16 protein-coding genes and 1 pseudogene are annotated in these 21,504 nt (G+C 47.2%); 3 read left to right on the top strand and 14 right to left on the bottom strand.

What is annotated here, in order from left to right:
• Positions 1-70: 70 nt before the first annotated feature.
• The 7 genes and pseudogenes from C0Q44_RS05090 to rpoE all read right to left on the bottom strand — a co-directional run bounded on the left by C0Q44_RS05090 (position 71) and on the right by rpoE (position 9,038).
• The gene (locus C0Q44_RS05090) at positions 71-1,345 is read right to left on the bottom strand and encodes a radical SAM family protein (protein ID WP_105406305.1); all 1,275 of its coding nucleotides are present in this window, start codon (positions 1,343-1,345) and stop codon (positions 71-73) included.
• A gap of 97 nt (positions 1,346-1,442) precedes the next feature.
• Positions 1,443-2,768, bottom strand: coding sequence for a transcription termination factor Rho (gene rho / locus C0Q44_RS05095; protein WP_105406306.1), 1,326 nt, complete (start codon positions 2,766-2,768; stop codon positions 1,443-1,445).
• Positions 2,769-3,238: 470 nt separating this feature from the next.
• Positions 3,239-4,492 (bottom strand): UDP-N-acetylglucosamine 1-carboxyvinyltransferase, encoded by a 1,254-nt coding sequence (locus tag C0Q44_RS05100; protein WP_105406307.1) that lies wholly within the window; start codon positions 4,490-4,492, stop codon positions 3,239-3,241.
• Between the two features lie 147 nt (positions 4,493-4,639).
• Positions 4,640-5,494: a class II fructose-1,6-bisphosphate aldolase gene (gene fba, locus C0Q44_RS05105; protein ID WP_105406308.1), complete on the bottom strand. Its 855-nt coding sequence runs from the start codon at positions 5,492-5,494 to the stop codon at positions 4,640-4,642.
• A gap of 260 nt (positions 5,495-5,754) precedes the next feature.
• Positions 5,755-6,141, bottom strand: coding sequence for a response regulator (locus tag C0Q44_RS05110; RefSeq protein ID WP_076334180.1), 387 nt, complete (start codon positions 6,139-6,141; stop codon positions 5,755-5,757).
• 231 nt (positions 6,142-6,372) lie between these two features.
• Positions 6,373-7,976: pseudogene (locus C0Q44_RS05115) on the bottom strand (CTP synthase).
• Positions 7,977-8,465: 489 nt separating this feature from the next.
• Positions 8,466-9,038, bottom strand: coding sequence for a DNA-directed RNA polymerase subunit delta (rpoE, locus tag C0Q44_RS05120; RefSeq protein WP_105406309.1), 573 nt, complete (start codon positions 9,036-9,038; stop codon positions 8,466-8,468).
• Between the two features lie 414 nt (positions 9,039-9,452).
• Between rpoE and C0Q44_RS05130 the strand changes: the two genes are divergently transcribed.
• Entirely contained in the window at positions 9,453-10,607 is a 1,155-nt protein-coding gene (locus tag C0Q44_RS05130; RefSeq protein ID WP_105406311.1) for a S8 family peptidase, read from the top strand.
• A gap of 194 nt (positions 10,608-10,801) precedes the next feature.
• Here C0Q44_RS05130 and argS read toward each other — a convergent pair whose 3' ends face one another.
• The 5 genes from argS to C0Q44_RS05155 form a co-directional block, all read right to left on the bottom strand.
• Complete coding sequence (gene argS, locus C0Q44_RS05135) at positions 10,802-12,481, bottom strand: arginine--tRNA ligase (RefSeq protein WP_105406312.1); 1,680 nt, start codon at positions 12,479-12,481, stop codon at positions 10,802-10,804.
• Positions 12,478-12,903, bottom strand: a complete 426-nt coding sequence (locus tag C0Q44_RS05140; RefSeq protein ID WP_105406313.1) for a YwiB family protein — start codon at positions 12,901-12,903, stop codon at positions 12,478-12,480. The genes argS and C0Q44_RS05140 overlap by 4 nt, the downstream gene beginning before the upstream one ends.
• A 266-nt stretch (positions 12,904-13,169) precedes the next feature.
• Complete coding sequence (locus C0Q44_RS05145; RefSeq protein ID WP_105407603.1) at positions 13,170-13,436, bottom strand: DUF6171 family protein; 267 nt, start codon at positions 13,434-13,436, stop codon at positions 13,170-13,172.
• A 30-nt stretch (positions 13,437-13,466) separates the two neighbouring features.
• Positions 13,467-14,948, bottom strand: coding sequence for an alpha-N-arabinofuranosidase (locus C0Q44_RS05150; RefSeq protein WP_105406314.1), 1,482 nt, complete (start codon positions 14,946-14,948; stop codon positions 13,467-13,469).
• Between the two features lie 217 nt (positions 14,949-15,165).
• A complete protein-coding gene (locus C0Q44_RS05155; RefSeq protein ID WP_105406315.1) occupies positions 15,166-16,353 on the bottom strand; it encodes a WD40/YVTN/BNR-like repeat-containing protein in 1,188 nt (395 codons plus the stop codon).
• A gap of 482 nt (positions 16,354-16,835) precedes the next feature.
• Here C0Q44_RS05155 and C0Q44_RS30740 point away from each other — a divergent pair, with 482 nt between their 5' ends.
• Entirely contained in the window at positions 16,836-16,967 is a 132-nt protein-coding gene (locus C0Q44_RS30740) for a hypothetical protein (protein ID WP_258166178.1), read from the top strand.
• Between the two features lie 325 nt (positions 16,968-17,292).
• Here C0Q44_RS30740 and speB read toward each other — a convergent pair whose 3' ends face one another.
• Positions 17,293-18,162, bottom strand: coding sequence for an agmatinase (gene speB / locus C0Q44_RS05160; protein ID WP_105406316.1), 870 nt, complete (start codon positions 18,160-18,162; stop codon positions 17,293-17,295).
• 14 nt (positions 18,163-18,176) lie between these two features.
• Positions 18,177-19,004, bottom strand: a complete 828-nt coding sequence (speE, locus tag C0Q44_RS05165) for a polyamine aminopropyltransferase (RefSeq protein WP_105406317.1) — start codon at positions 19,002-19,004, stop codon at positions 18,177-18,179.
• A 305-nt stretch (positions 19,005-19,309) separates the two neighbouring features.
• Here speE and C0Q44_RS05170 point away from each other — a divergent pair, with 305 nt between their 5' ends.
• The gene (locus tag C0Q44_RS05170) at positions 19,310-21,391 is read left to right on the top strand and encodes a transglycosylase domain-containing protein (protein ID WP_105406318.1); all 2,082 of its coding nucleotides are present in this window, start codon (positions 19,310-19,312) and stop codon (positions 21,389-21,391) included.
• The last annotated feature ends 113 nt before the right edge of the window (positions 21,392-21,504 follow it).

Raw genomic sequence — 21,504 nt, forward strand, 5'->3', positions numbered from 1 at the left:
TGGACCCAGAGTAAATGGCATAACTTCAGAGATTATAACACGACCTAATGCCGGTTGCAATTCATTATTGTCAGGAGGTGATCAGCCGTTTCGGGCGCGCCATGCCAGCAGGTGGAACATGAGTATAAGACCCGATCACAACGCCAGGCAACTCTTCCTCAAAGATCTCGATCATCTGCTTCATACCCAAGATATCACCTTGAGCTGGAGGGATTAACTCCAGATAACTCTCCGGATCAATGTTGAGATTACGCATCTGAATCAAACGCAAGTCCGTTCTACGGGCAAACTCGATCATCGCTTCAATCTCTTCCTCACGATCCGTTACTCCCGGGAAGATCAAATAGTTGATGGATGTGTATACACCCTGTTCTGCGGCGTATTTCATTGATTTCTCAACATTAGCCAATGTGTAACGACGCGGTTTATAGTAGGCATTATAGTGTTCATCGAGAGCACTGATTGTACTTACACGCATTAGATCCAATCCAGCGTCTACAATACCTCTAATGTGATCGTTCAGACCAGCATTAGTATTAATGTTGATATAACCCATATCGGTTACGGAACGCACCTCACGAATCGCTTCAATAATCAGCTTGGCCTGTGTGGAAGGCTCTCCTTCACAACCTTGCCCAAAGCTAATAATGGATTCCGGTGTTTTCAGGTGCTCCAACATTACCTCCACAATTTCATCCACACGTGGCCGGAAGTTCATTCGCGTCTGCGGGGAAACAAAGCCACTGTCATCCGGTTGTTCCGATATACATCCGAAACAGCCTGCATTACAGGAGGAAGATACCGGCACTCCACCTTCCCAACGATTCAGGAACGTGTTCGACGAAGTTAGACATTCATAGCCGAGCGCACAATTGGACAGATGGGTATAAAGGCGATTCTCCGGGTATTGCTCGGTCAAACGCTTAACCCCCGTAAGTACATCGTCACGGTCACAGTTCAGCGGGTTCCATTGGTCAGGACTATCCGACTTCGAGGCCGTGACATAGAATCCACCATCTTTCCAGACGACCGCGGAATAACCGAACAAAGGCAACTTATACTCCTTATCCGTCTTCACATAACCCGGGAGACACAAACGAGTGAATCCTTGTGGAAGCAATGCACCCACAGCCTGTGTGTCACTAGGCATTGGCAGCATCTCCCCCGTATCCGGGTCCATACCAATAGGACGAGTACTCGGAAGTCCAACCAACGTTGCACCGTCTGGAAGAGGAATCAACTCATCCTCCATAATCTCAACGATCATATCTCCACTACGGGCAAGCCCGTACAGAGAAGGATGATCAAATACATTACCTTTTTCATCTGCGTATACTAAATACATGATGTTCTCCTCACATTTAATGGCTTAAACCTAACGACGAGTATATTGTCAAATTCCACAGCTAAACTGTGAAAGCACATTGTTGATGCTTTGATGCCTACGTAGATGTTCCCGACGTAGCCGTCTGTCTAGGTGAACGACGAGTTGTTGTTGTCCCCGAATTACTTGTCGGACTATTACCAGCCGAATCAAACGCCGCCAGAAACTCTGCGTTCGTCTTGCTGTTACGAAGTTTCTTCAGGAAACCTTCGACAAAGTCATGGGAATCATTCATATTCTTACGAATCGTCCAAATCGTATCCAATTCTTCTTTGCTGAGCAATACTTCTTCACGACGCGTACCCGAACGACGAATATCGATCGCCGGGAATATGCGACGCTCTGCCAGACGACGGTCCAGATGAAGCTCCATATTACCTGTACCCTTGAACTCTTCATAAATGACGTCATCCATACGTGATCCGGTATCAATTAAAGCCGTTGCCAGGATGGTCAGGCTTCCGCCTTCTTCCACATTCCGGGCAGAACCGAAGAAACGTTTCGGACGATGGAATGCAGCTGGATCAATACCACCACTAAGTGTACGACCGGATGGCGGAATAACTAGGTTATACGCACGGGCGAGACGCGTAATGCTGTCCAGCAGGATAACAACATCTTTTTTGGCCTCAACCAAACGAAGTGCACGCTCAAGTACCAACTCCGCCACCTTGATATGGTTCTCAGGCAGTTCGTCGAATGTTGAAGCCACAACTTCCCCTTTAACCGAACGCGACATATCCGTTACTTCCTCTGGACGTTCATCAATCAACAGGACAAACAGTTCAATTTCTGGATTGTTAGTTGAGATGCTGTTGGCAATTTCTTTGAGGAGAAGCGTTTTACCCGCTTTGGGAGGTGCTACGATCAATCCACGCTGTCCCAATCCTACTGGGGCGAGCACATCCATAATTCGTGTGGACAAATGGTCGGGGGCTGTTTCGAGAACCAGCTTTTTCTGCGGATACAGTGGGGTTAGTGCCGGGAAGTGAAGTCGCTCTGCAGCCGCCGATGGATTCTCACCATTTACAGCATTGACTTGCAACAAACCGAAGTATCTCTCGTTTTCCTTGGGTGTTCTACACTTACCTGACACGAGGTCACCCGTTCTAAGGTCGAACTTGCGAATCTGGGAAGCTGAGATGTAGATGTCTTCCGTACTTGGCAAGTAGTTAATTGGCCGGAGAAATCCGTAACCTTCAGGTAAAATCTCGAGTACGCCTTGCATGAACATCAGACCGCTTTGTTCAGCTTGTGCACGTAATATGGCAAAGATTAATTCTTTCTTTTTTAACGTACCATAGTAGGGAATCTGATATTTTTTGGCCAGCTTGTAGAGATCCGTTAATTTCATTTCTTCCAGATCGGTAATTTGTAGATCCATATAATAACCACCTATTCAATTAATAAGTCCGTGAAATGGATAGTTTCGCTAGATGTTCCGGCTATAGAGAGCGGCGACTGCCACAATCTCTTCTGTCCATTGTACGGAATGTAACCGTTGTAATGCAAATACTTGTCTTTGAGTGTAAGTTTCCGGGTGGGATAGACCATATTCGGCATGATCCGCTATTGAGTGAACACGATACATTGAGGCGATCAATCCGGGCAAACCGGCTATGGAGCGCAGGTTCAAACAAAACCGGGGGTTGAGGAAAAGAAATGATGTTCTTACAGCCATATGAAGTTTGATTCAAAAAAAGACCCTCCGGTAAAGGAAACAGGAACATTTCGTCTTATGCCGGAGAGGCTGAGAACTCTATTAGAACAGGTTTGCCCAATTACAGAAGGATTATGCAATTCAGTTATAACGAACCCGCAACTAACCGAATCACGCATGATTCTGTTGCCGTATCAATCGGTTTCCCGCCATACATCTGCACCGAGCAGACGCAAATTGGTAACCAAGTGATCGTAGCCACGGTCGATATATTCGACTCCCGTCACTTCAGTCACACCTTCACTAACGGTGAGCCCTGCGATCACCAGAGCTGCTCCAGCGCGAAGGTCGGATGCTTTTACTTTGGCAGCATTCAATGCACTGCCTTCGATAATCGCTGACCGTCCTTCTACACGAATCTTTGCGCCCATCCGTACCAGCTCAGGCACATGCTTGAACCGATTACTGTATACAAAGTCACTCAGAACACTCACACCCGTTGCCTGTGTTAGCACACTGGTCATTGGTGACTGTAGATCCGTTGGAAAACCAGGGTACACAAGTGCTTTCACATCGACATGGTTATAGCTCGGTTTACCAATGACACGTATACTTTCATCCAATTCCTCAATGCCAACTCCCATCTCCAGCAGCTTTGCCGTCAAAGCCTCCAAATGTTTGGGAATGACATTGTCAATCAGAACATCTCCGCGCGTCGCCGCTGCAGCAATCATATACGTACCTGCTTGGATGCGGTCCGGAATGATGGAATGACGGCAGCCTTTAAGCTCCGAAACACCTTCAATACGGATCGTTTCGGTACCTGCACCTTTGATGATGGCACCCATGGAATTCAGAAGTGTTGCTACATCTATAATCTCAGGCTCTTTAGCCGCATTTTCGATAATTGTAGAGCCTTTGGCACGAGTAGCCGCCAGCATAATGTTAATGGTTGCACCGACACTGCTTACATCCAGATAAATCTTTGCTCCGCGCAACTCTTTGGCATGCAAATGAATGGAACCATGTTCGTTTGTTACGGTAGCGCCAAGCGCTTCAAACCCCTTGATATGTTGATCAATTGGACGAGGCTCGAAATTACAGCCCCCAGGCAGACCTATTGTTGCTTCTTTAAAACGGCCAAGCAATGCTCCCATCATATAATACGAAGCACGAAGCTTCTTCACGGGACCATTTGGCATGGGAATGGATTTAATATCGGAAGGGTTAATCTTCATCTGACTACCTTCCCAAGTCACATGTGCTCCAAGTTCCTCCAAAATTTCCGCATAAACCGCTACGTCACTTAAAAGTGGCAGGTTGTCCAGCACGACCTCTGACTCGGCAAGCAATGCTGCAGGTATAAGCGCAATGGCGCTGTTCTTGGCGCCGCTTATGGTTACAGTTCCCTGTAACGGACGTCCGCCACTAATCATCAATTTTTCCATAAAGCTTAATGTCCCCCTACGTGTTTTGCAGCCGATGAACGGCAATACGTGCTGATGGCTTTCGATGTAGAAATAAGGTGTGAAAATGGAAAGACACCGGCTAGGCGGTGTTCTTCCATTTCACAGTATGGAACTGGTATCGATAAATTACGCTTTGTTGTTGGAACCAAACTCGCGGATTTTACCTTTAACAGTTTCTTTGATTGCATCACGGCCTGGTACGATGAACGTACGTGGGTCGTAAGCATCCGGTTTAGCTGCAAGCACTTCACGAACCACTTTCGCGAAAACAATTTGGTTCTCTGTGTTTACGTTGATTTTGGAAGTACCGAGAGAAATGGCTTTGTCGATGTCGTGTTTAGGAATACCTGTACCACCGTGCAATACGAGTGGAACTTGTACCGCGTCACGAACTTCTTCCATCTCTTTGAAGCCCAAGTTAGGCTCGCCATGGTAAGGACCATGTACGGAACCAAGAGCTGGAGCCAATGTGTCAATACCTGTTTCTTTAACGATACGTACACACTCATTAAGGTCAGCGTACATGATACCACCGATAACGTCGTCTTCTTGTCCGCCTACAGTACCAACTTCGGCTTCAACAGAAACGCCTTTAGCATGTGCATATTCAACTACTTTTTTAGTCATTTCGATGTTTTCATCGATGGAGTGGTGGGAACCGTCGATCATTACGGATGTAAACCCAGCATCAATCGCTTCTTTACACTTGTCGAAGCTTGAACCGTGGTCCAGGTGAATGGCAACTGGAACGGAGATTTTCATGTCGTGAATGAGTCCTTCTACCATTTTAACTACAGTGTAGAAGCCGCCCATGTGACGTGCTGCACCTTCAGATACGCCCAGAATTACCGGGGATTTCTCTTCTTCAGCAGCACCAAGAATCGCTTGAGTCCACTCAAGGTTATTGATGTTGTATTGACCAACTGCATATTTTCCTTCGAGTGCTTTGTTCAACATGTCTGTCATAGATACTAATGGCATGGTTTCAATCCTCCTAGGGTGTTGGGTTGTGTCTATGGTTTTTAGCCGAAATCACATACGGCCTTATTATACCACATCCCATGTCAAATACTAAACAAGCATTTGCAAAAATGCTGTGCTATGCAGCACAGTTTTCATAGACACCGCATAATGACGTCTTCATTTCCAATATTCCCCGGATGACAGAGTGAAATACCCTATTTGCCCACCAAGTACCTTCTATGTTCTCCACACGCAAAAAAATCCTGTATCTACAGGATTCAGCTGCATTTATTGGCGGCACCATTACGAAGCTGCATATTCACGGCCACTCGCATCTCATCGATATCAAACGGTTTCGTAAAATGCATGAGCGCTCCAAGATCCGTGGCTTCCTTGATCATGTCCAGTTCGCCATAAGCGGTCATCATAATGACCTTAATATCCGGATCAATTTCTTTAATATGCTTCAAGATTTCCAGGCCGTCCATGCCAGGGATCTTCATATCGAGCAATACCAGATCAGGCTTGTCATTGTTCACTATCTCCAGCGCTACCTTGCCGTTAGGTGCTTGAAACGTGTTATATCCTTCACTGCTGAACACTTCCATTAACAGGATTCGAATACCGTTCTGGTCATCAACAATCAAAACTTTTTTATCTTCCACTCTGTAACCTCCTAGAATTAGGAAAGCATGTACATCTTCTGATCTGGATAACTATCCCATAGTCGTCATGATAAGTATTCTACCTTTTCCATTAAAATCCTGCTACCTTCTCAAAATGGCAAGAACCATTTCGACCTACTTTTCACGCAAAGAAAAAAGAGATGTTCCGGCCTCCGCTATGGCTGCCAGGAACATCCCCAATATCTATTACATAATCATTAAACACATGTATTATTTCTCTGCATTCTCCAGAGAAGCTTTCACAAATTCACGGAACAATGGCTGTGGACGGTTCGGACGGGAAGTGAATTCCGGATGGAATTGCACCGCCAAGAACCATGGGTGTCCTGGAAGCTCCACGATCTCAACCAGACGTCCATCCGGAGATGTACCCGAGATCACCAGACCTGCTTTTTCGATGGCTTCACGGTATTCATTGTTGAACTCATACCGGTGACGGTGTCTCTCATACACCAGCTCGTCATCGTAACAAGCCATCGCCAAAGAATCTTCCTGAAGCTTACAAGGATACAGACCCAGGCGCATAGTACCCCCAGATTTTCGATATCTTTTTGCTCAGGCAACAGATCAATCACCGGGAATTCCGTAGCCGGATTAATCTCGGAGCTGTTCGCACCATTCAGACCAACAATAGAACGTGCATACTCAATAACAGAAACCTGCATACCCAGACAAATACCAAAGAACGGAATTTGTTTCTCACGAGCATAACGGATTGCGGATACTTTACCTTCGATACCCCGGTCTCCGAATCCGCCAGGAATCAGAATCCCGCCAACGCCATGCAACAGGTCGCCTACGTTCTCATCAGTGACATCTTCGGAATGAATCCAGCGAATTTTGACATCTGCATTGGATGCAAATCCCGCATGAGACAAGGACTCCACAACACTCAGGTATGCATCATGCAACGCTACATATTTACCTACAATGGCGATCTCAACCGTACGCTCCAACTTGTTGATCCGGTCAACCAACCCTTCCCACTCACTCATATCCGGTGCAGGAGTAGTCAGTTTCAGGTGATTTACCACGATCTCGTCCAAGCCTTCTTCACGCAGGTTCAGAGGCACTTGATACAAGGTGTCTGCATCGCGACATTCAACCACAGCATTCTCATCAATGTCGCAGAAGAGAGCGATTTTGGCTTTCATGTCATCAGACAACTCATACTCGGTACGGCATACGATCACGTTTGGCTGAATACCGATGCTGCGCAATTCCTTAACACTATGTTGCGTTGGTTTTGTTTTCACTTCACCAGCAGCTTTGATGTAAGGAATAAGTGTTACATGGATATACATCACATTATCGCGACCTACATCACTCTTGATCTGACGAATAGCTTCCAGGAAAGGCAAACTCTCGATGTCGCCCACTGTTCCGCCAATTTCCGTAATAACAACATCCGAACCCGCTTCACGTCCAGCGCGGAATACACGCTCTTTGATCTCGTTCGTAATGTGCGGAATGACTTGTACCGTGCCGCCCAGATATTCCCCGCGTCGCTCTTTGCTGATGACGGAAGAGTATACTTTACCAGTCGTGACGTTGCTGTTTTTGGAGAGGTTGATATCAATAAAACGTTCATAGTGGCCAAGGTCCAGATCCGTTTCCGCGCCATCATCCGTTACAAAAACCTCACCGTGCTGATAAGGACTCATTGTCCCTGGGTCGATGTTAATGTATGGATCAAATTTCTGGATCGTTACCTTAAGTCCTCTGTTTTTCAGCAGTCTGCCCAGCGAAGCAGCCGTAATCCCTTTGCCCAGGGAGGACACAACTCCGCCCGTCACGAAAATATACTTTGTCACTGTTATTACCCTCCTAATATAAGTACAGAAATTCAGGCGATATATGGTGTTATCGTAACCTGTTTCCCAGGTAATCATCGTTAAAAAGAGCAATGGCAGAAATTCCCTGCATCTGCGAACTGCTCTTTTTTGCGAAGACGGATTAAAACATGTTGTTCTACAGCAAAGATGGTGCAAACATTCCGATCGCCGTCATTTCATGCCTATCTCCAAACCGAGATCAGCTTGCTGTTCCATTTGGTGTTTTTGATATACAAAAACGGGCCACGAAATGTTGGCCGGGAGCATACGGAAAAGAAATCATTTTGCAAAATTATGCCTCTAAAAATACAAAAAAAAAGTACTCCCGCAGGACGGGGCACTCTCTATAAAAAACATAAATATATTGTCGCTCATTCATAAGCCCATGCAATAGTTTACCCGTTACCCCGTCTGCTGTCAAGGCTGACTATGTCGGGGAAACGGGTAAATTATAGACGTCAAAAATGACTACCGATTATCAGAATCGTCGTCAAATTCATCCTCAGTTTCGGACTCTTCTTCGTCTTCTTCGAGGTCTTCATCTTCCAAATCGTCATCTTCGACCAGCACTTCTTCTTCGCTGTCTTCTTCAAAGATGTCTTCTTCGTCTTCTTCCTCTTCTTCTTCTTCGTCTTCTTCTTGCTCGCTATCCGTGCTGTCGAAGTCTTCGTCGCTGTTATAGATCTCTTCTTCGCCGAAGTCTTCATCTTCCAGATCATCGTCTTCATCGTTGATGATACGCGGACGCTTCGCACCCGTCATGGAATCTTCTGTTCCAGCTACCGGATACCAGCGCTTCAATCCCCACAGACTCGTACCGACACAAGCGAAACGACCATCGATATTAATCTCGGTATATAGCTGGGCGATAAATTCGTTGATTTCTTCATCGTTCATTCCACGTTGCTTCGCTACCTCATTCATCAAATCACGGTAGTAATACGGCGTATTTGCCGCTTTCAGCACCATAAAGGCGAGGTCCACCAAAGGAATCTCTCTAACCTTTTCTTTATCAATTTTCAAATTGAGCGAGGTACTCACTGCAGACACTTCCTCTCACACAAATTCACTTTATATCCCCTACGAACTGGAACGTTACGTATAACATATCCATTAACAAACCTAAGTAAAACCTATTTAGCGTTAAAAAGCAAGTTTTTATGTAAGCATATGACGCAAATGCGGGGAGCGACTCCAATCCGCCCACCCATTAACCTTTAGAAATATAAAAAAGACGGAGTCCCCCTCCGCCTTCTGACTGTATACCCTCGTAGGATTGCTCCTCACCAGGTTCCCCGCAAGAGCCCTCTAGCTCTCCATCCATCATATGTCCCTGCGCCCGTTTTGACACGAAGAGAATGCGTTTTTGTAAAAAAAGGGCAAGTTCCCCATGCGGCGAGATGAGCGAATTCATAGAATACCTCAGCATGTTCATCCCGAAGGGGGCTGCCCATTATGGACTATACTGGTTTATTACATCAATTGATTGACGGAATGCGACGCCCCGAACCAGAACAGGGAGGGCGATATTTGATCCGATTCTCCAAACCACAGCAGTACGAGGCATGTCTCCTGGAAATGTCCCGAATGCGAAATGAATACACCGACCTCGGGGCCGTCCGTTCCTCACGGCTGGCTCGTTCGATTATCGCTTCAGTGCAATGCCCGGAGGATCTGTACCGCTACGGGGATGAGATTACCATTGAAGCAGATGTCCCCATCTCACTTCACGCCACTTCACTCCACAGCAAACCCAGCAATGCCCAGGGCATACCCTGGGGAGTGAAACAGATTCGGGCACCCAAAGTATGGTCTGTATCTACCGGACACCGGATTAAAATTGGTGTGATTGATACAGGTGCGGATTACCACCACCCTGATCTTCGTTATTCTCTGGCACGCGGGATCAATCTGTTAAACCGCAGCCTGCTTCCCCATGATGATAATGGACACGGTACCCACATTGCAGGGACCATCGCTGCCGCCAACAGCACTGCTGGCATGATCGGTGTAGCTCCACGCTCTCTGATCTATCCGGTGAAAGCGTTTGACCACAACGGATCAGCTTATGTATCCGATATTGTCCTCGGGATCGACTGGTGTGTACGCAACAAGGTTGATATCATCAATATGAGCTTTGGTATGAAAACACGTAGTAAGGCGCTTCTTGATGTGGTTAACCGTGCGTACCATGCCGGTATCGTTATTGTCGCTTCGTCAGGAAATGACGGCAAACGCCGTAGCATCGATTATCCAGCGCGATATCCGCAGACCATATCTGTTGGGGCAACTGACAAAAATAGACGTATTGCGTCCTTCAGCAATCGCGGCGCATACGTGGATGTCTATGCACCAGGTGATAAGATTGTCTCCTCCTGGGTGCAAGGCAAGCATCACGAGATGAGCGGCACATCCATGGCGACTTCCCATGTGAGCGGCGCAATCGCCCTGCTGCTTGCGAAACATCCAGGGTTATCCCCCGGCGAAATCAAGACTCTCGTCAAACGTGCTACGATCCCGCTGCGCGCCCGCAAGACTACCACCGCGAAAAGTAAGGTGCGCGGTGGGGAGATTGATGCCCTGCGGCTAATACAAGAGGGTGGAGAGTAATCCGGCTCTACCTTCGCCGGGAGAAACCCGTTGAGACTTGCACAGCAAGGCCAAGCTTGTGTATCCGGGTCAGGGTGGTCTGTTCAGATCCAGCTCCGGATACACAAAAAGTCTCCATGCCACGTTGCGTTGCCAACGTGATGCATGGAGACTTTTTGCCATAGGCAATGCGGCGATGTACCGCGAGCCCTGATTTACATTTTGTCTGGTGCGGTTACGCCTACCAGACGGAGTGATGTTGCGATGACGGTGCGCACAGCACCGATGAGCATCAGACGCGCCTGAGTTTGCTGCGCGTCTTCCGTAATAACGCGTTCCGCACGGTAATAACTGTGGAACAGGGATGCGAGCTCGTAAACATAACGGATAATGCGATGAGGCGCATATCCGATAGCAGCTGCTGAGATCTCTTCAGGCAGCTCGCCCATTTTGCGTAGAAGATCATATTCATGTTCTGTTGTCAGCTTGGACAAGTCGATCTGCGCCAGTGGCAGCAGCTCAATCCCTTGTTCTTCAGCCTGACGGTATACGCTGCATACACGTGCATGAGCATATTGTACGTAGAATACCGGATTCTCATTGGACGTTGAAATCGCAAGGTCCATGTCAAAGTCCAGATGGGAGTCCATACTACGCATCGTAAAGAAGTAACGGATCGCATCAATACCCACTTCATCCATCAGATCTTCCATCGTTACAGCTTTACCTGTACGCTTGGACATCTTCACTTTTTCACCGTTCTGGAACAGGCTCACCATCTGTGCAATCAAGACCACCAATTTCTCAGGGTCATTACCGAGTGCCTGCATCGCAGCTTTCATCCGTGGAATATATCCATGGTGATCCGCTCCCCAGATGTTAATCATCGTGTCGTATCCACGAGCGTATTTATCCCGGTGATACGCAATATCCGGCGTCAGGTAAGTATACGTGCCGTCGTTTTTGATCAATACACGTTCCTTGTCATCACCATATTGCATCGTTTTCAGCCAAGTCGCTCCATCTTGCTCATAGATCTCATTACGGTCACGCAATTCATCAAGCACCCGAAGAACCTCTCCATTGTCATACAGAGACGTTTCACTGAACCAGATATCGAAGTTAACGCGGAAGCGGTTTAAGTCACGTTTGATTTTGTCCAACTCTTTCTCCAGACCAAAGTCACGGAAATAAGCTGCACGGTCTCCAGGATGCATCGCCAGCAATTCTTCACCCTTTTCAGCAACAAGCTGCTTGGCGAATCCTTTGATATCTTCACCGTGATAACCATCTTCCGGCATCTCTGCATCTTGACCCAGCTCTTGCAGATACCGAGCTTCAATGGAACGAGCCAGATTAAACACCTGATTACCCGCATCATTAATGTAGTATTCACGGGTTACATCATATCCTGCATAGTCGAGGATGTTGCATAGTGCATCACCTACAGCCGCTCCCCGGGCATGACCCAGATGCAAGCTGCCTGTCGGGTTGGCACTGACGAATTCCATCTCCACTTTGCGTCCTTCACCAATGTTAATTCTTCCGTAGTTCTCACCCTGCTCCTGTACAAGCGCAAGCACTGGATAGAGATAACTCTTGTCCAATCTGAAGTTAATGAACCCTGGGCCAGCAATCTCAGCATTCTCGATTCCTGCTTCAGCCAGATTCAGATTGGCAATGATCTCTTCAGCGATCTGACGAGGATTGCGCTTGGCAATCTTGGTCAGTTGCATGGCCGTATTGGTCGCCAGATCACCGTGTGTTTTCTCACGCGGTACTTCTAATGTAATGACTGGCAATTCTTCCTGTGTAACAATTCCGGCCTTCACAATAGCATTGCCTATGGCCGTGCTTACCCGTTCGTTAATCGTATCTAGTGGATTACGTGTCATGAAATTGGTTCCTCCTGTATATGCAAACTAATCGCGAAATGTCCGAATTCTTCATCAAAGCGGTAAAAGTCGTAGCTCCACGCTGCGCGTGCGCTCAATCCCTGAATGGAAAGTTCCAGCTTCTGTGTATGCGTGGACAAGGCAAACGACATGTATGGAGATCGATAAAAACCAGGGAGCTTCTGATTCAATTCAAACGTCTGCTCCGATTCTACCTCGCCATGACGTATAATCTTGATAGATTGTTCGTCCAGCTTCAATATTGTACGGGTAGTGCCTCCCTCGGGTCCAACCTGTGGCTCTTCATAACGAACATAAAGAAATGACCCTTTTAACACGGCTTCACCCTGCATTTCCTGCAGCACATCTTCACCTTCATAACGGCTGTGCAGCCGGATGTGTACCGGTCGCATGTTCGACATGAATGTTAACCTCCATTATATTCGAGGCGACGCAAAATCAGGTACGGCTGGTGAGAACAGCCCTTCCCGTATTGTTGTGTCGCTATACGCGCTCATATTCCTGGATAGCTCGCTATCCTACACTCTACTGTATAACTATATCCAGTTCACCCGCTCAATTCAAATCCAAATTCAGAGTTTTTTCCTCAGCACGACAAAAAAAGAAGAGCCACACCTGTAAAGTGCAACTCCCTTTTGCTTCATTATAATGAAATAAGTTCATTAGATCAGGCCCATTGCGATTCATAAGGAAAGGGACACGTCGACTCAACCAGCTTGGCTCGCACCTGTACGAGACAGCCGCAATGCCGACAGGTTGTGCCATATTGCAATCCCGGACATTCGGCGCAGATCGATAAACGTCGCTCATACTCCTCATCCTTCACCGTCGGGCGCGAACGGGAAGCAATCTCCACAAGTTTAGCCATTTTGGCATCGCTAATCTTCACATCATACTGATCATTACATCCCTTGCAAGGTTCCTGTCTTTTCATGTGTCTGCCCGTACTTGTTGAGCTCATCCACTAACCCTCTACAGCAAGCACCCCGACCGATGCTGGAGGAAGAACAAAACGTAATGTGTTATTCTCCAGTGTGAGACCCTCCCAAGCCGTAGGCGTAACGTGGCTCGGTTGTTCAAATGTGTTGAACGCACCAAAATCAGCATGATGCAGAATCTGTCCGGATACACGGGACGCTTGAGCGGATTCAAGCTGACATACGACTTCCAGCTTATCTGTGTGACTCAAATTACATGCTGTCACATGAATAACGCCTTCTTTGTTGCGGGAAGCAGACAAGCTGAGTTGGGGAATCGTTTCATCACCGAACGTGTATCCTGGGCTCTCATAATTCAAATCCAGTCGCTGTGCATCCATATGAACCTGATACATATCGAATACATGATACGTAGGTGTCAGGAGCATCTTGTCTCCCTCCGTGAGCACCAGTGATTGCAGCACGTTGACGATCTGCGCAAGATTTGCCATCTGTACCCTTTTGTTATGCTGATTGAAAATATTCAAGTTAACGGCTGCGAGCACAGCATCACGCATTGTATTCTGCTGGTACAGGAAGCCCGGATTGGTTCCCGGTTCAACGTTATACCACGTGCCCCACTCGTCCACAATAATGCCGACTCTGCCCTCTGGATCATATTTATCCATAATTTCAGAATGCTTCACAAGTAACTCATCCATGAACAGCGTCTTCTTCAGAGTTGTAAACCATTCGGCTTCTCCAAAGCCAGTTGCCTGCCCCTTATCCTCCCAGACACCTGTTGGAATCGTGTAATAATGAAGACTAATTCCGTCCATGAAACGGGCAGCCTCGCGCATCAGTACTTCCATCCACTCATAGTTGCTGTCATTGGGTCCACAAGCAATCTTATAGATTTCATTCCCGGAATAGTTACGTACATAAGTGGCATACCGGCGATATTCATCGGCATAATATTCCGGCCGCATGTTCCCGCCGCATCCCCAGTTCTCATTGCCGACGCCGAAATATTTCAGTTTCCATGGCTCTTCCCGGCCATTGCCCTTCCGCCAGTTCGCCATCGGGGATTCGCCATCAAACGTGATGTATTCCACCCATTCCTGCATCTCCTGTACCGTACCGCTACCAAGATTGCCGCTAATATAAGGCTCAGTGCCGAGCAGCTCACATAACCTCAAGAATTCATGCGTACCAAAGTGGTTGTTCTCTTCCACACCGCCCCAGTGTGTATTGATCATACGAGCACGCTCACTCTTAGGCCCTACACCATCTTTCCAGTGATATTCATCGGCAAAACAACCGCCTGGCCAGCGCAGAACAGGAACATTAAGCTTCTGTAAGGCCGCCAGCACATCATTTCGGATGCCATCCGTATTCGGAATAGGTGAATCTTCCCCTACCCACAACCCTTCATAAATACAACGTCCCAAGTGTTCGGAAAAGTGACCATATATATTGCGATTTATTAATCCTTGATCTGAATCGGCCTTTAGAATAACATCAACCATAATTCCAACCCCCATAAAATGTATTGTTATCGCTTACAATAACTTGTTTTGAAGCAGGTTTCAACCGTTTTTATTTCCATAAAAAAAAGCCCTTTCCGTTGCATCCAATCAGGAAAGGGCTAGCTTATTATAAAAAACATACAGAGACAAGCGTAAACGTTTATCAGTCGTCTCTGATCTGGATTCGCCTGGTTATTACTTCAGAATATCAGGGCATCTAGTCCTGTTCTGAACGAAGTAACATTTTTGGAGTCCAGGTGGTTCCACCATCAGTGGTCTGATAAATCGCTGGAGAGTTATCACTGGTTACCACAAGCCAGCCTGTTCGGGCGGATGGGAAGGAGATACGGGAACTGTATCCCGGATCTTTCAGGTCTACGTTTTTCCACGTGGAACCTGTATCATATGAACGCCCAATCCCCACTTTGCCAGCTGCGGGTGACCCTGCGGACAGATAAGCCGTCTGGTCACCAATCAACGCCATATTGCCAGGATGACCGCCGGGATTGGCAGGTCCAGTTCCTTTACCTACACTGTTTCCGCCCGGTGCGGGCCCTCCCCCTGCTGTGGATTGCGCAAATACTTGTGTCCAGTTCTTCCCTTGGTTACCGCTCGCATAGAGGGAGTAAGATTGCTGGGACATGCCTGCATCACCATACAGAAGGGCCCATACTTGCTGTCCCTGTGCATACAGATCCGCTCCGCTCCATGTGTCTGATGCAACCCGGAGAGAAGTGCTCCAGTTCTTGCCACCATCACTCGTTTGCTTCAATTGATAACCCGATCCGGGTACAACCACGACAGCATATCCTTGCTTCTCTGTCGCGAAGGCAGCTGCACGCGTATTGGCAGGCGTGTTCATTTTGCTCCAGGTTAAGCCGCCATCCTTCGTCTGGTATGCGCCATTATAGGTGTAACCATAGCCTACATCTTTATTGCGAAAATCAATCCGTTTGAATTGGATGCCCGGCGGCGTATCAAGTCGTTTCCAATGAGATCCCCCATCATTAGTACGAATTAGGTAGGTTGCAGGTGAATTTTTTACTTGTGCCAACGCATATCCAATCACATTATTCGGAAAATCCAACTGCGCGAACTGCCACTGTCCCGTATATATGGACTGCAATGTACAGCCTGCATTTGAGGTGCCGATCAGGAACCCCTTCCCCCCGGCTCGTCCAGTTGTATCATTAAGAAAATCAATATCGGTAAATTCCAGGTGTTGCTCTTCCACACCACTGCCTTTTTGCAACGTTGCAGCTAGTCCATGATCACCCTTACCACATGCCTGTGAGGATGCAGCATTAGCGCCTGATAGTGTATGTATCGGCCCCATCCCCCATGCCAGCGTTAACGATAATACGATTGTACCCATCCGTTTCCATGTCTTTATACTGGTTGTCATCGTAACACCTCCTTCTATGGTTTTACCCAATTTCGATTGTTCTAATGTAACAATCCAATGAAGCCGGATGACAATTCTGCAAGAAAAAAACCACCTTTACCCATGATTGGTATCATGCAGGCAAGGGTGGTTCATCACTAAACGTTGTGTGATCTATGCTAACCAGGAAATGTCCGGATAGCAATGATAACAAAACTGATACTTAAAAATAGAAATAATCCGAAATCCAATTTGTTATATTTATATTCCCGAATGCTATATGCAGCAAAAAAGCATTGCCAGATTAGCCATCAACAAAGTGAAATTGAGAAATACAGTGTCATCCCAAAGCAGAATATCTGTATGGGAGGGCCATACACTAACATATACAACAAATGGTAGTGGTATAGGAACGTACGTGCTATAATCAGTCTTATGGACTTTTGAATAACGGTGGATGTTTTCCAGATCACGGCGCAGCTTCCCGAAAGGGGGTGACGTCGATGGTCAAACTTGTAGCGTTGCTTGATGTAATCCGATGGATTGCTGCGGTTCTCAGTCTAGTGCTGAGTATCCGAAAGCTGTACCGTTGGTTGCGTAAAAAGTTTCGTAGCAAGCGAAAACCCACCTCATAAGGTTGGCGCCTGACGGTGGGTTTCGCTTGAATAGCATTTAATTCATGCGCGCCGTGGCAGTCCACAGCCTTTCGGGTCCTAAGAGTCTTTACCGTTGACGCGGTAGAGGCTCTTTTTTAGTATATGGTCGAACCCAATCACCATATACTTCACGAAAGTAATATATCAACTTATATACTACTGAATACTTATGTAGTCAGTATAGCATAGCTCTGGACAAAAGTTAAGGACGCACGGATAAACATTAGCAATCAAAAATGCCCTCCCCTGCGCAGATTTGATACCGCACAGAAAGAGAGCATTAGGTTTATCGATTATTTTGTGATTATTTCACGAATCCAAGCAGCATTTCGCGAATCATTTTTGCAGCTACGATCTGTGTCTGTTGTGTTGGATCATAGATCGGCGCAACTTCAACAAGGTCACAGCCAACTACGTTCACATCGGAGCCAGCGATCATATGAATAGCCTCCAACAGCTCTTTGGACGTAATGCCGCCCGCTTCTGCTGTACCTGTTCCCGGTGCTGCTGATGGATCAAGTACATCAATGTCGATAGTCACATATACTGGGCGTTTGCCCATTTTCGGAAGAGCTTTCTTCATAGGAGCTGCCACTTCAAACGGATAGAAATTGATGTTCTCACGACCGTATTGGAATTCCTCACGGGAACCGGAACGAATTCCGAACTGATAGATATTTTGGCCACCCATCAGCTCAGCCGCTTTGCGTACAGGCGTCGAGTGGGACAATGGCTCGCCTTCATAGTTTTCACGAAGGTCTGCGTGTGCATCAATATGAATCAGAATGAGATCCGGATATTTTTTGTACATTTGTTGGATGACAGGCCAAGTGACCAAATGTTCGCCACCGAGACCAATCGGGAATTTGTCGTCAGCCAGCAGGCTACCGATGTATTCATGAATCACTTCAAGGCTTCGTCCTGCATTACCGAAAGGCAAAAGCAAGTCTCCAGCGTCAAAGTACGTCATGTCCACAATGCTTTTGTCGAGGTACGGGCTGTACTCTTCAAGTCCCACCGATGCTTGACGAATATGCGTTGGGCCAAAACGGGAGCCCGGACGGAAGCTGACGGTGTAATCCATCGGCATACCGTAGATAACGGCTTTGGAGTTCTCATAATCCTCAGAGCTGCAAATAAATACGTTTCCTGAATAAGCTTGATCCAATTTCATTAGTGATTTCCCCTTTATTTCGTTAAATCTTCCACGAATTTAGGAAGTACAAATGCCGCTTTGTGCAGACGCGGAGAGTAATACTTCGTATCCATCTCTGGAATTTGAGTTTCATCAACCTCAAGTGGATCATGTTTCTTGCTGCCCATGGTGAATGTCCACAGACCACTTGGGTAGGTTGGAATATTACAGCCGTACACATGTACGATCGGGAAGATTTCTTTGACATCTTTGTTCACCTTCTGGATCAGATCCGCCTTGAACCAAGGGTTGTCCGTCTGGGCAACGAAGATTCCGTCTTCTTTCAACGATTCATAGATACCTTGGTAGAAACCACGCTCAAACAACGGAGCAGCAGGGCCTACAGGTTCCGTGGAATCTACGATAATCACATCGTATTCATTTTTATGTTCAATAATATGCATGTAACCGTCATTCACGATCACTTCCACATTAGGCTCGTCCAACTTGCCGGCAATTTGAGGCAAATATTTTTTGGAGTATTCAATGACTTTGCCGTCGATTTCGACGAGGACTGCTTTTTCTACACCAGCATGCTTAATCACTTCACGAATGACACCGCCATCACCGCCACCGACAACCAGAACTTTTTTCGGATTCGGGTGAGTGTTCAGCGCAGGGTGTGCCGCCATTTCATGGTATACGAACTCATCTTTTACGGTAGTCATCACCATGCCATCAAGAAGCAACATGTTACCGAATTCCTCGGTCTCTACCATTGCCAAATCTTGAAATTCGGTTTTCTCTGTAACATAGGTCTGCTTAATTTTCGCGGTGATCCCGAATACAGGGGTCTGTTTCTCCGTAAACCACAATTCCATGATCTCTACCTTCTTTCCGTAAAGTTATTGATCAAGTCATACCGGCCTTTCGAAATGCGCCATCGGTTCGCCCAAGCACGTCCAGCGTTTGGCGCTGTATATTTAATGCTGTTCATCCTTGTATGCTTTAGTATATTGTGCCGAAGCTTACCTTTTCATTACCCTTTTGCATTATACGCGATTGAGGTTTAGACTGCAAAACGGTTTTTTTCGCGAAAATGCTACATTTTGTTCGCTTAGACACCCGATTGAATATCCCTGTCGTAGAAGTCCCATACTGGAAAGAAAAGAGAGGAGCCCGTTCCATGAACAAGCCAAACCAAAAGACCCGCAAACGCGGGTTCCGTATACGAAAACTGCTCAAAAATCTGTCTATACTCGCTGTGCTCGGTGTACTTGCTACCGCAGCGGGATTAGTCTACCTATACGCAACCAGTCTGCCCCTCGCAGACTCGGATCGCAATTCCAGACTGCTGGATAGTCAGGGTGAGGTAATCGCTACGTTCTCCGCAGGCGGCAAAGATTCCGTACCTGTTCAACTGGAGGATATTGCTCCAGATCTGGTCCATGCCACTCTGGCTGTAGAGGACCGCAAATTCTATAATCACTACGGTTTCGACATTCAAGGCATGGGACGAGCCGTGCTGGTTAACATTGAAAATATGCACATGTCTCAGGGTGCGAGCACACTGACCCAACAACTGGCGCGGAACCTGTATCTATCTCATGAGAAAACCTGGACCCGCAAAGCAAAGGAAGCGATGTACACCGCACAATTGGAGATGAAATACAGCAAGGATGAAATTTTGCAGATGTATCTGAATGAAATCTATTACGGACATGGAGCATACGGGATTGAAGCAGCTTCGCGTATGTATTTTGGTAAACCAGCCAAACAACTGGATCTTGCAGAGAGCGCCATGCTGGCCGGAATTCCAAAAGGACCCACTTACTATTCGCCCTATAACCATATGAAGAATGCCAAAGACCGGCAGAAAATTGTATTAAACGCCATGGCTGATATCGGCAAGATCACCCAGACTGAGGCAGATAAGGCCTATGAGGAGATCCTCTCTTTCAAACCGGAAAGCGAGCGTAAGACGGTCGAAAGTGCCCCTTATTTTCGTGATTATATCCGAAGTCTGGCGATCAAGGAGTTGGGAATCAGTGAAGCAATGCTGGATCACGGGGGATTGAACATCTACACCACGCTGGATCTGCGTGTACAAAAAGCGGCTGAAGACGCCATAGCGAAAGGAATGGACGCCAAAAGTGAGCTGGAGACGGCTCTCGTGTCCATCGACCCTCGCACCGGTTATATTAAAGCGATGGTTGGAGGCAAGAATTACCGCACCAATCAGATCAATCACGTGCTGGCAACCACACGCCAGCCAGGTTCAGCATTTAAGCCCATAATGTATCTGGCAGCTCTGGAATCCAAGCAACTCACTAGTGCATCGATGTTTAACAGTGAGCCCACCCTGTTCCATTATGACAATGACCGCAAAACCTATAAACCTGGCAATTTCGGAGACAAGTATCTGGGTGAGATTGATCTGCGGCAAGCGATTGCTGCTTCGGACAACATCTATGCAGTGAATACCATCATGCAGATTGGTGCCGAGCAGGTCGTGAACATGGCGAAAAGCCTCGGCATTACAAGCAACCTGAGTGCCGTACCTTCTCTTGCATTAGGAACCTCGCCTGTCAGTCCGCTGGAGATGGCATCGGCCTTTTCCGTCATTGCCGCTGGCGGGCAACGGACACCGCCGGTTGCCATTCTGCAAGTGACGGACGCTGCGGGACGTGTACTCTATGAATCTCCTCAGACCCAAGCGGAGACCGTGGTGGAACCTCCCGCAGCTTATGTACTGACCCGTTTAATGGAAAGCGTCTTCGAAAATGGGGGTACGGGTAACCGGGTGTCTGCCGCGATCAAACGTCCGGTAGCCGGCAAAACGGGAACAACCAATACAGATGCCTGGCTGGTTGGATTCACTCCCGAGCTCTCCACTGCGGTATGGGTCGGGTATGACCAAGGTAAAGCCATCTCGACTTCGGATGGTCGCCGGGCTGCGCCAATATTTGCCCAATTCACAGAGCAGGCGCTTGCGAGTGTCCCCCCCAAAATCTTCTCAGTGCCTGACCATGTCGTAAGTGTCTATATCGATCCTGAATCCGGCAAACTGGCTGGAAACGGCTGTGAAGAGAAGCGACTGGAAGTATTTATTGATGGCACAGAACCGACTGAGGTATGTCATGGTACGACGACGGATGGTTCGGATTCAGGAGCGGACGATAAGGCTCGCCAGGTACAAAACCAACAAGGAATACAGGAAGAGAAACATTCCTGGTGGACAGATTTCAAGCGTTGGTGGGTTGAATGACGTAAATGCGTGATGACTTTATTGCGTCACGACCAATACATCGTTACATTTGGAAATTCACTTTCGTCCAAACTTATAATTATTCAAACCAGTGAATACTGCTGCAATACAAG

Source organism: Paenibacillus sp. PCH8 (assembly GCF_002968835.1).
GTDB lineage: Bacteria > Bacillota > Bacilli > Paenibacillales > Paenibacillaceae > Paenibacillus.

What these genes read in the sequence shown, in the direction of transcription:
- C0Q44_RS05090 (WP_105406305.1), bottom strand. Translation starts at nt 1,345, where the DNA reads ATGTATTTAGTATACGCAGATGAAAAAGGTAATGTATTTGATCATCCT.
- rho (WP_105406306.1), bottom strand. Translation starts at nt 2,768, where the DNA reads ATGGATCTACAAATTACCGATCTGGAAGAAATGAAATTAACGGATCTC.
- C0Q44_RS05100 (WP_105406307.1), bottom strand. Translation starts at nt 4,492, where the DNA reads ATGGAAAAATTGATGATTAGTGGCGGACGTCCGTTACAGGGAACTGTA.
- fba (WP_105406308.1), bottom strand. Translation starts at nt 5,494, where the DNA reads ATGCCATTAGTATCTATGACAGACATGTTGAACAAAGCACTCGAAGGA.
- C0Q44_RS05130 (WP_105406311.1), top strand. Translation starts at nt 9,453, where the DNA reads ATGGACTATACTGGTTTATTACATCAATTGATTGACGGAATGCGACGC.
- argS (WP_105406312.1), bottom strand. Translation starts at nt 12,481, where the DNA reads ATGACACGTAATCCACTAGATACGATTAACGAACGGGTAAGCACGGCC.
- C0Q44_RS05140 (WP_105406313.1), bottom strand. Translation starts at nt 12,903, where the DNA reads ATGTCGAACATGCGACCGGTACACATCCGGCTGCACAGCCGTTATGAA.
- C0Q44_RS05145 (WP_105407603.1), bottom strand. Translation starts at nt 13,436, where the DNA reads ATGAAAAGACAGGAACCTTGCAAGGGATGTAATGATCAGTATGATGTG.
- C0Q44_RS05150 (WP_105406314.1), bottom strand. Translation starts at nt 14,948, where the DNA reads ATGGTTGATGTTATTCTAAAGGCCGATTCAGATCAAGGATTAATAAAT.
- C0Q44_RS05155 (WP_105406315.1), bottom strand. Translation starts at nt 16,353, where the DNA reads ATGACAACCAGTATAAAGACATGGAAACGGATGGGTACAATCGTATTA.
- C0Q44_RS30740 (WP_258166178.1), top strand. Translation starts at nt 16,836, where the DNA reads ATGGTCAAACTTGTAGCGTTGCTTGATGTAATCCGATGGATTGCTGCG.
- speB (WP_105406316.1), bottom strand. Translation starts at nt 18,162, where the DNA reads ATGAAATTGGATCAAGCTTATTCAGGAAACGTATTTATTTGCAGCTCT.
- speE (WP_105406317.1), bottom strand. Translation starts at nt 19,004, where the DNA reads ATGGAATTGTGGTTTACGGAGAAACAGACCCCTGTATTCGGGATCACC.
- C0Q44_RS05170 (WP_105406318.1), top strand. Translation starts at nt 19,310, where the DNA reads ATGAACAAGCCAAACCAAAAGACCCGCAAACGCGGGTTCCGTATACGA.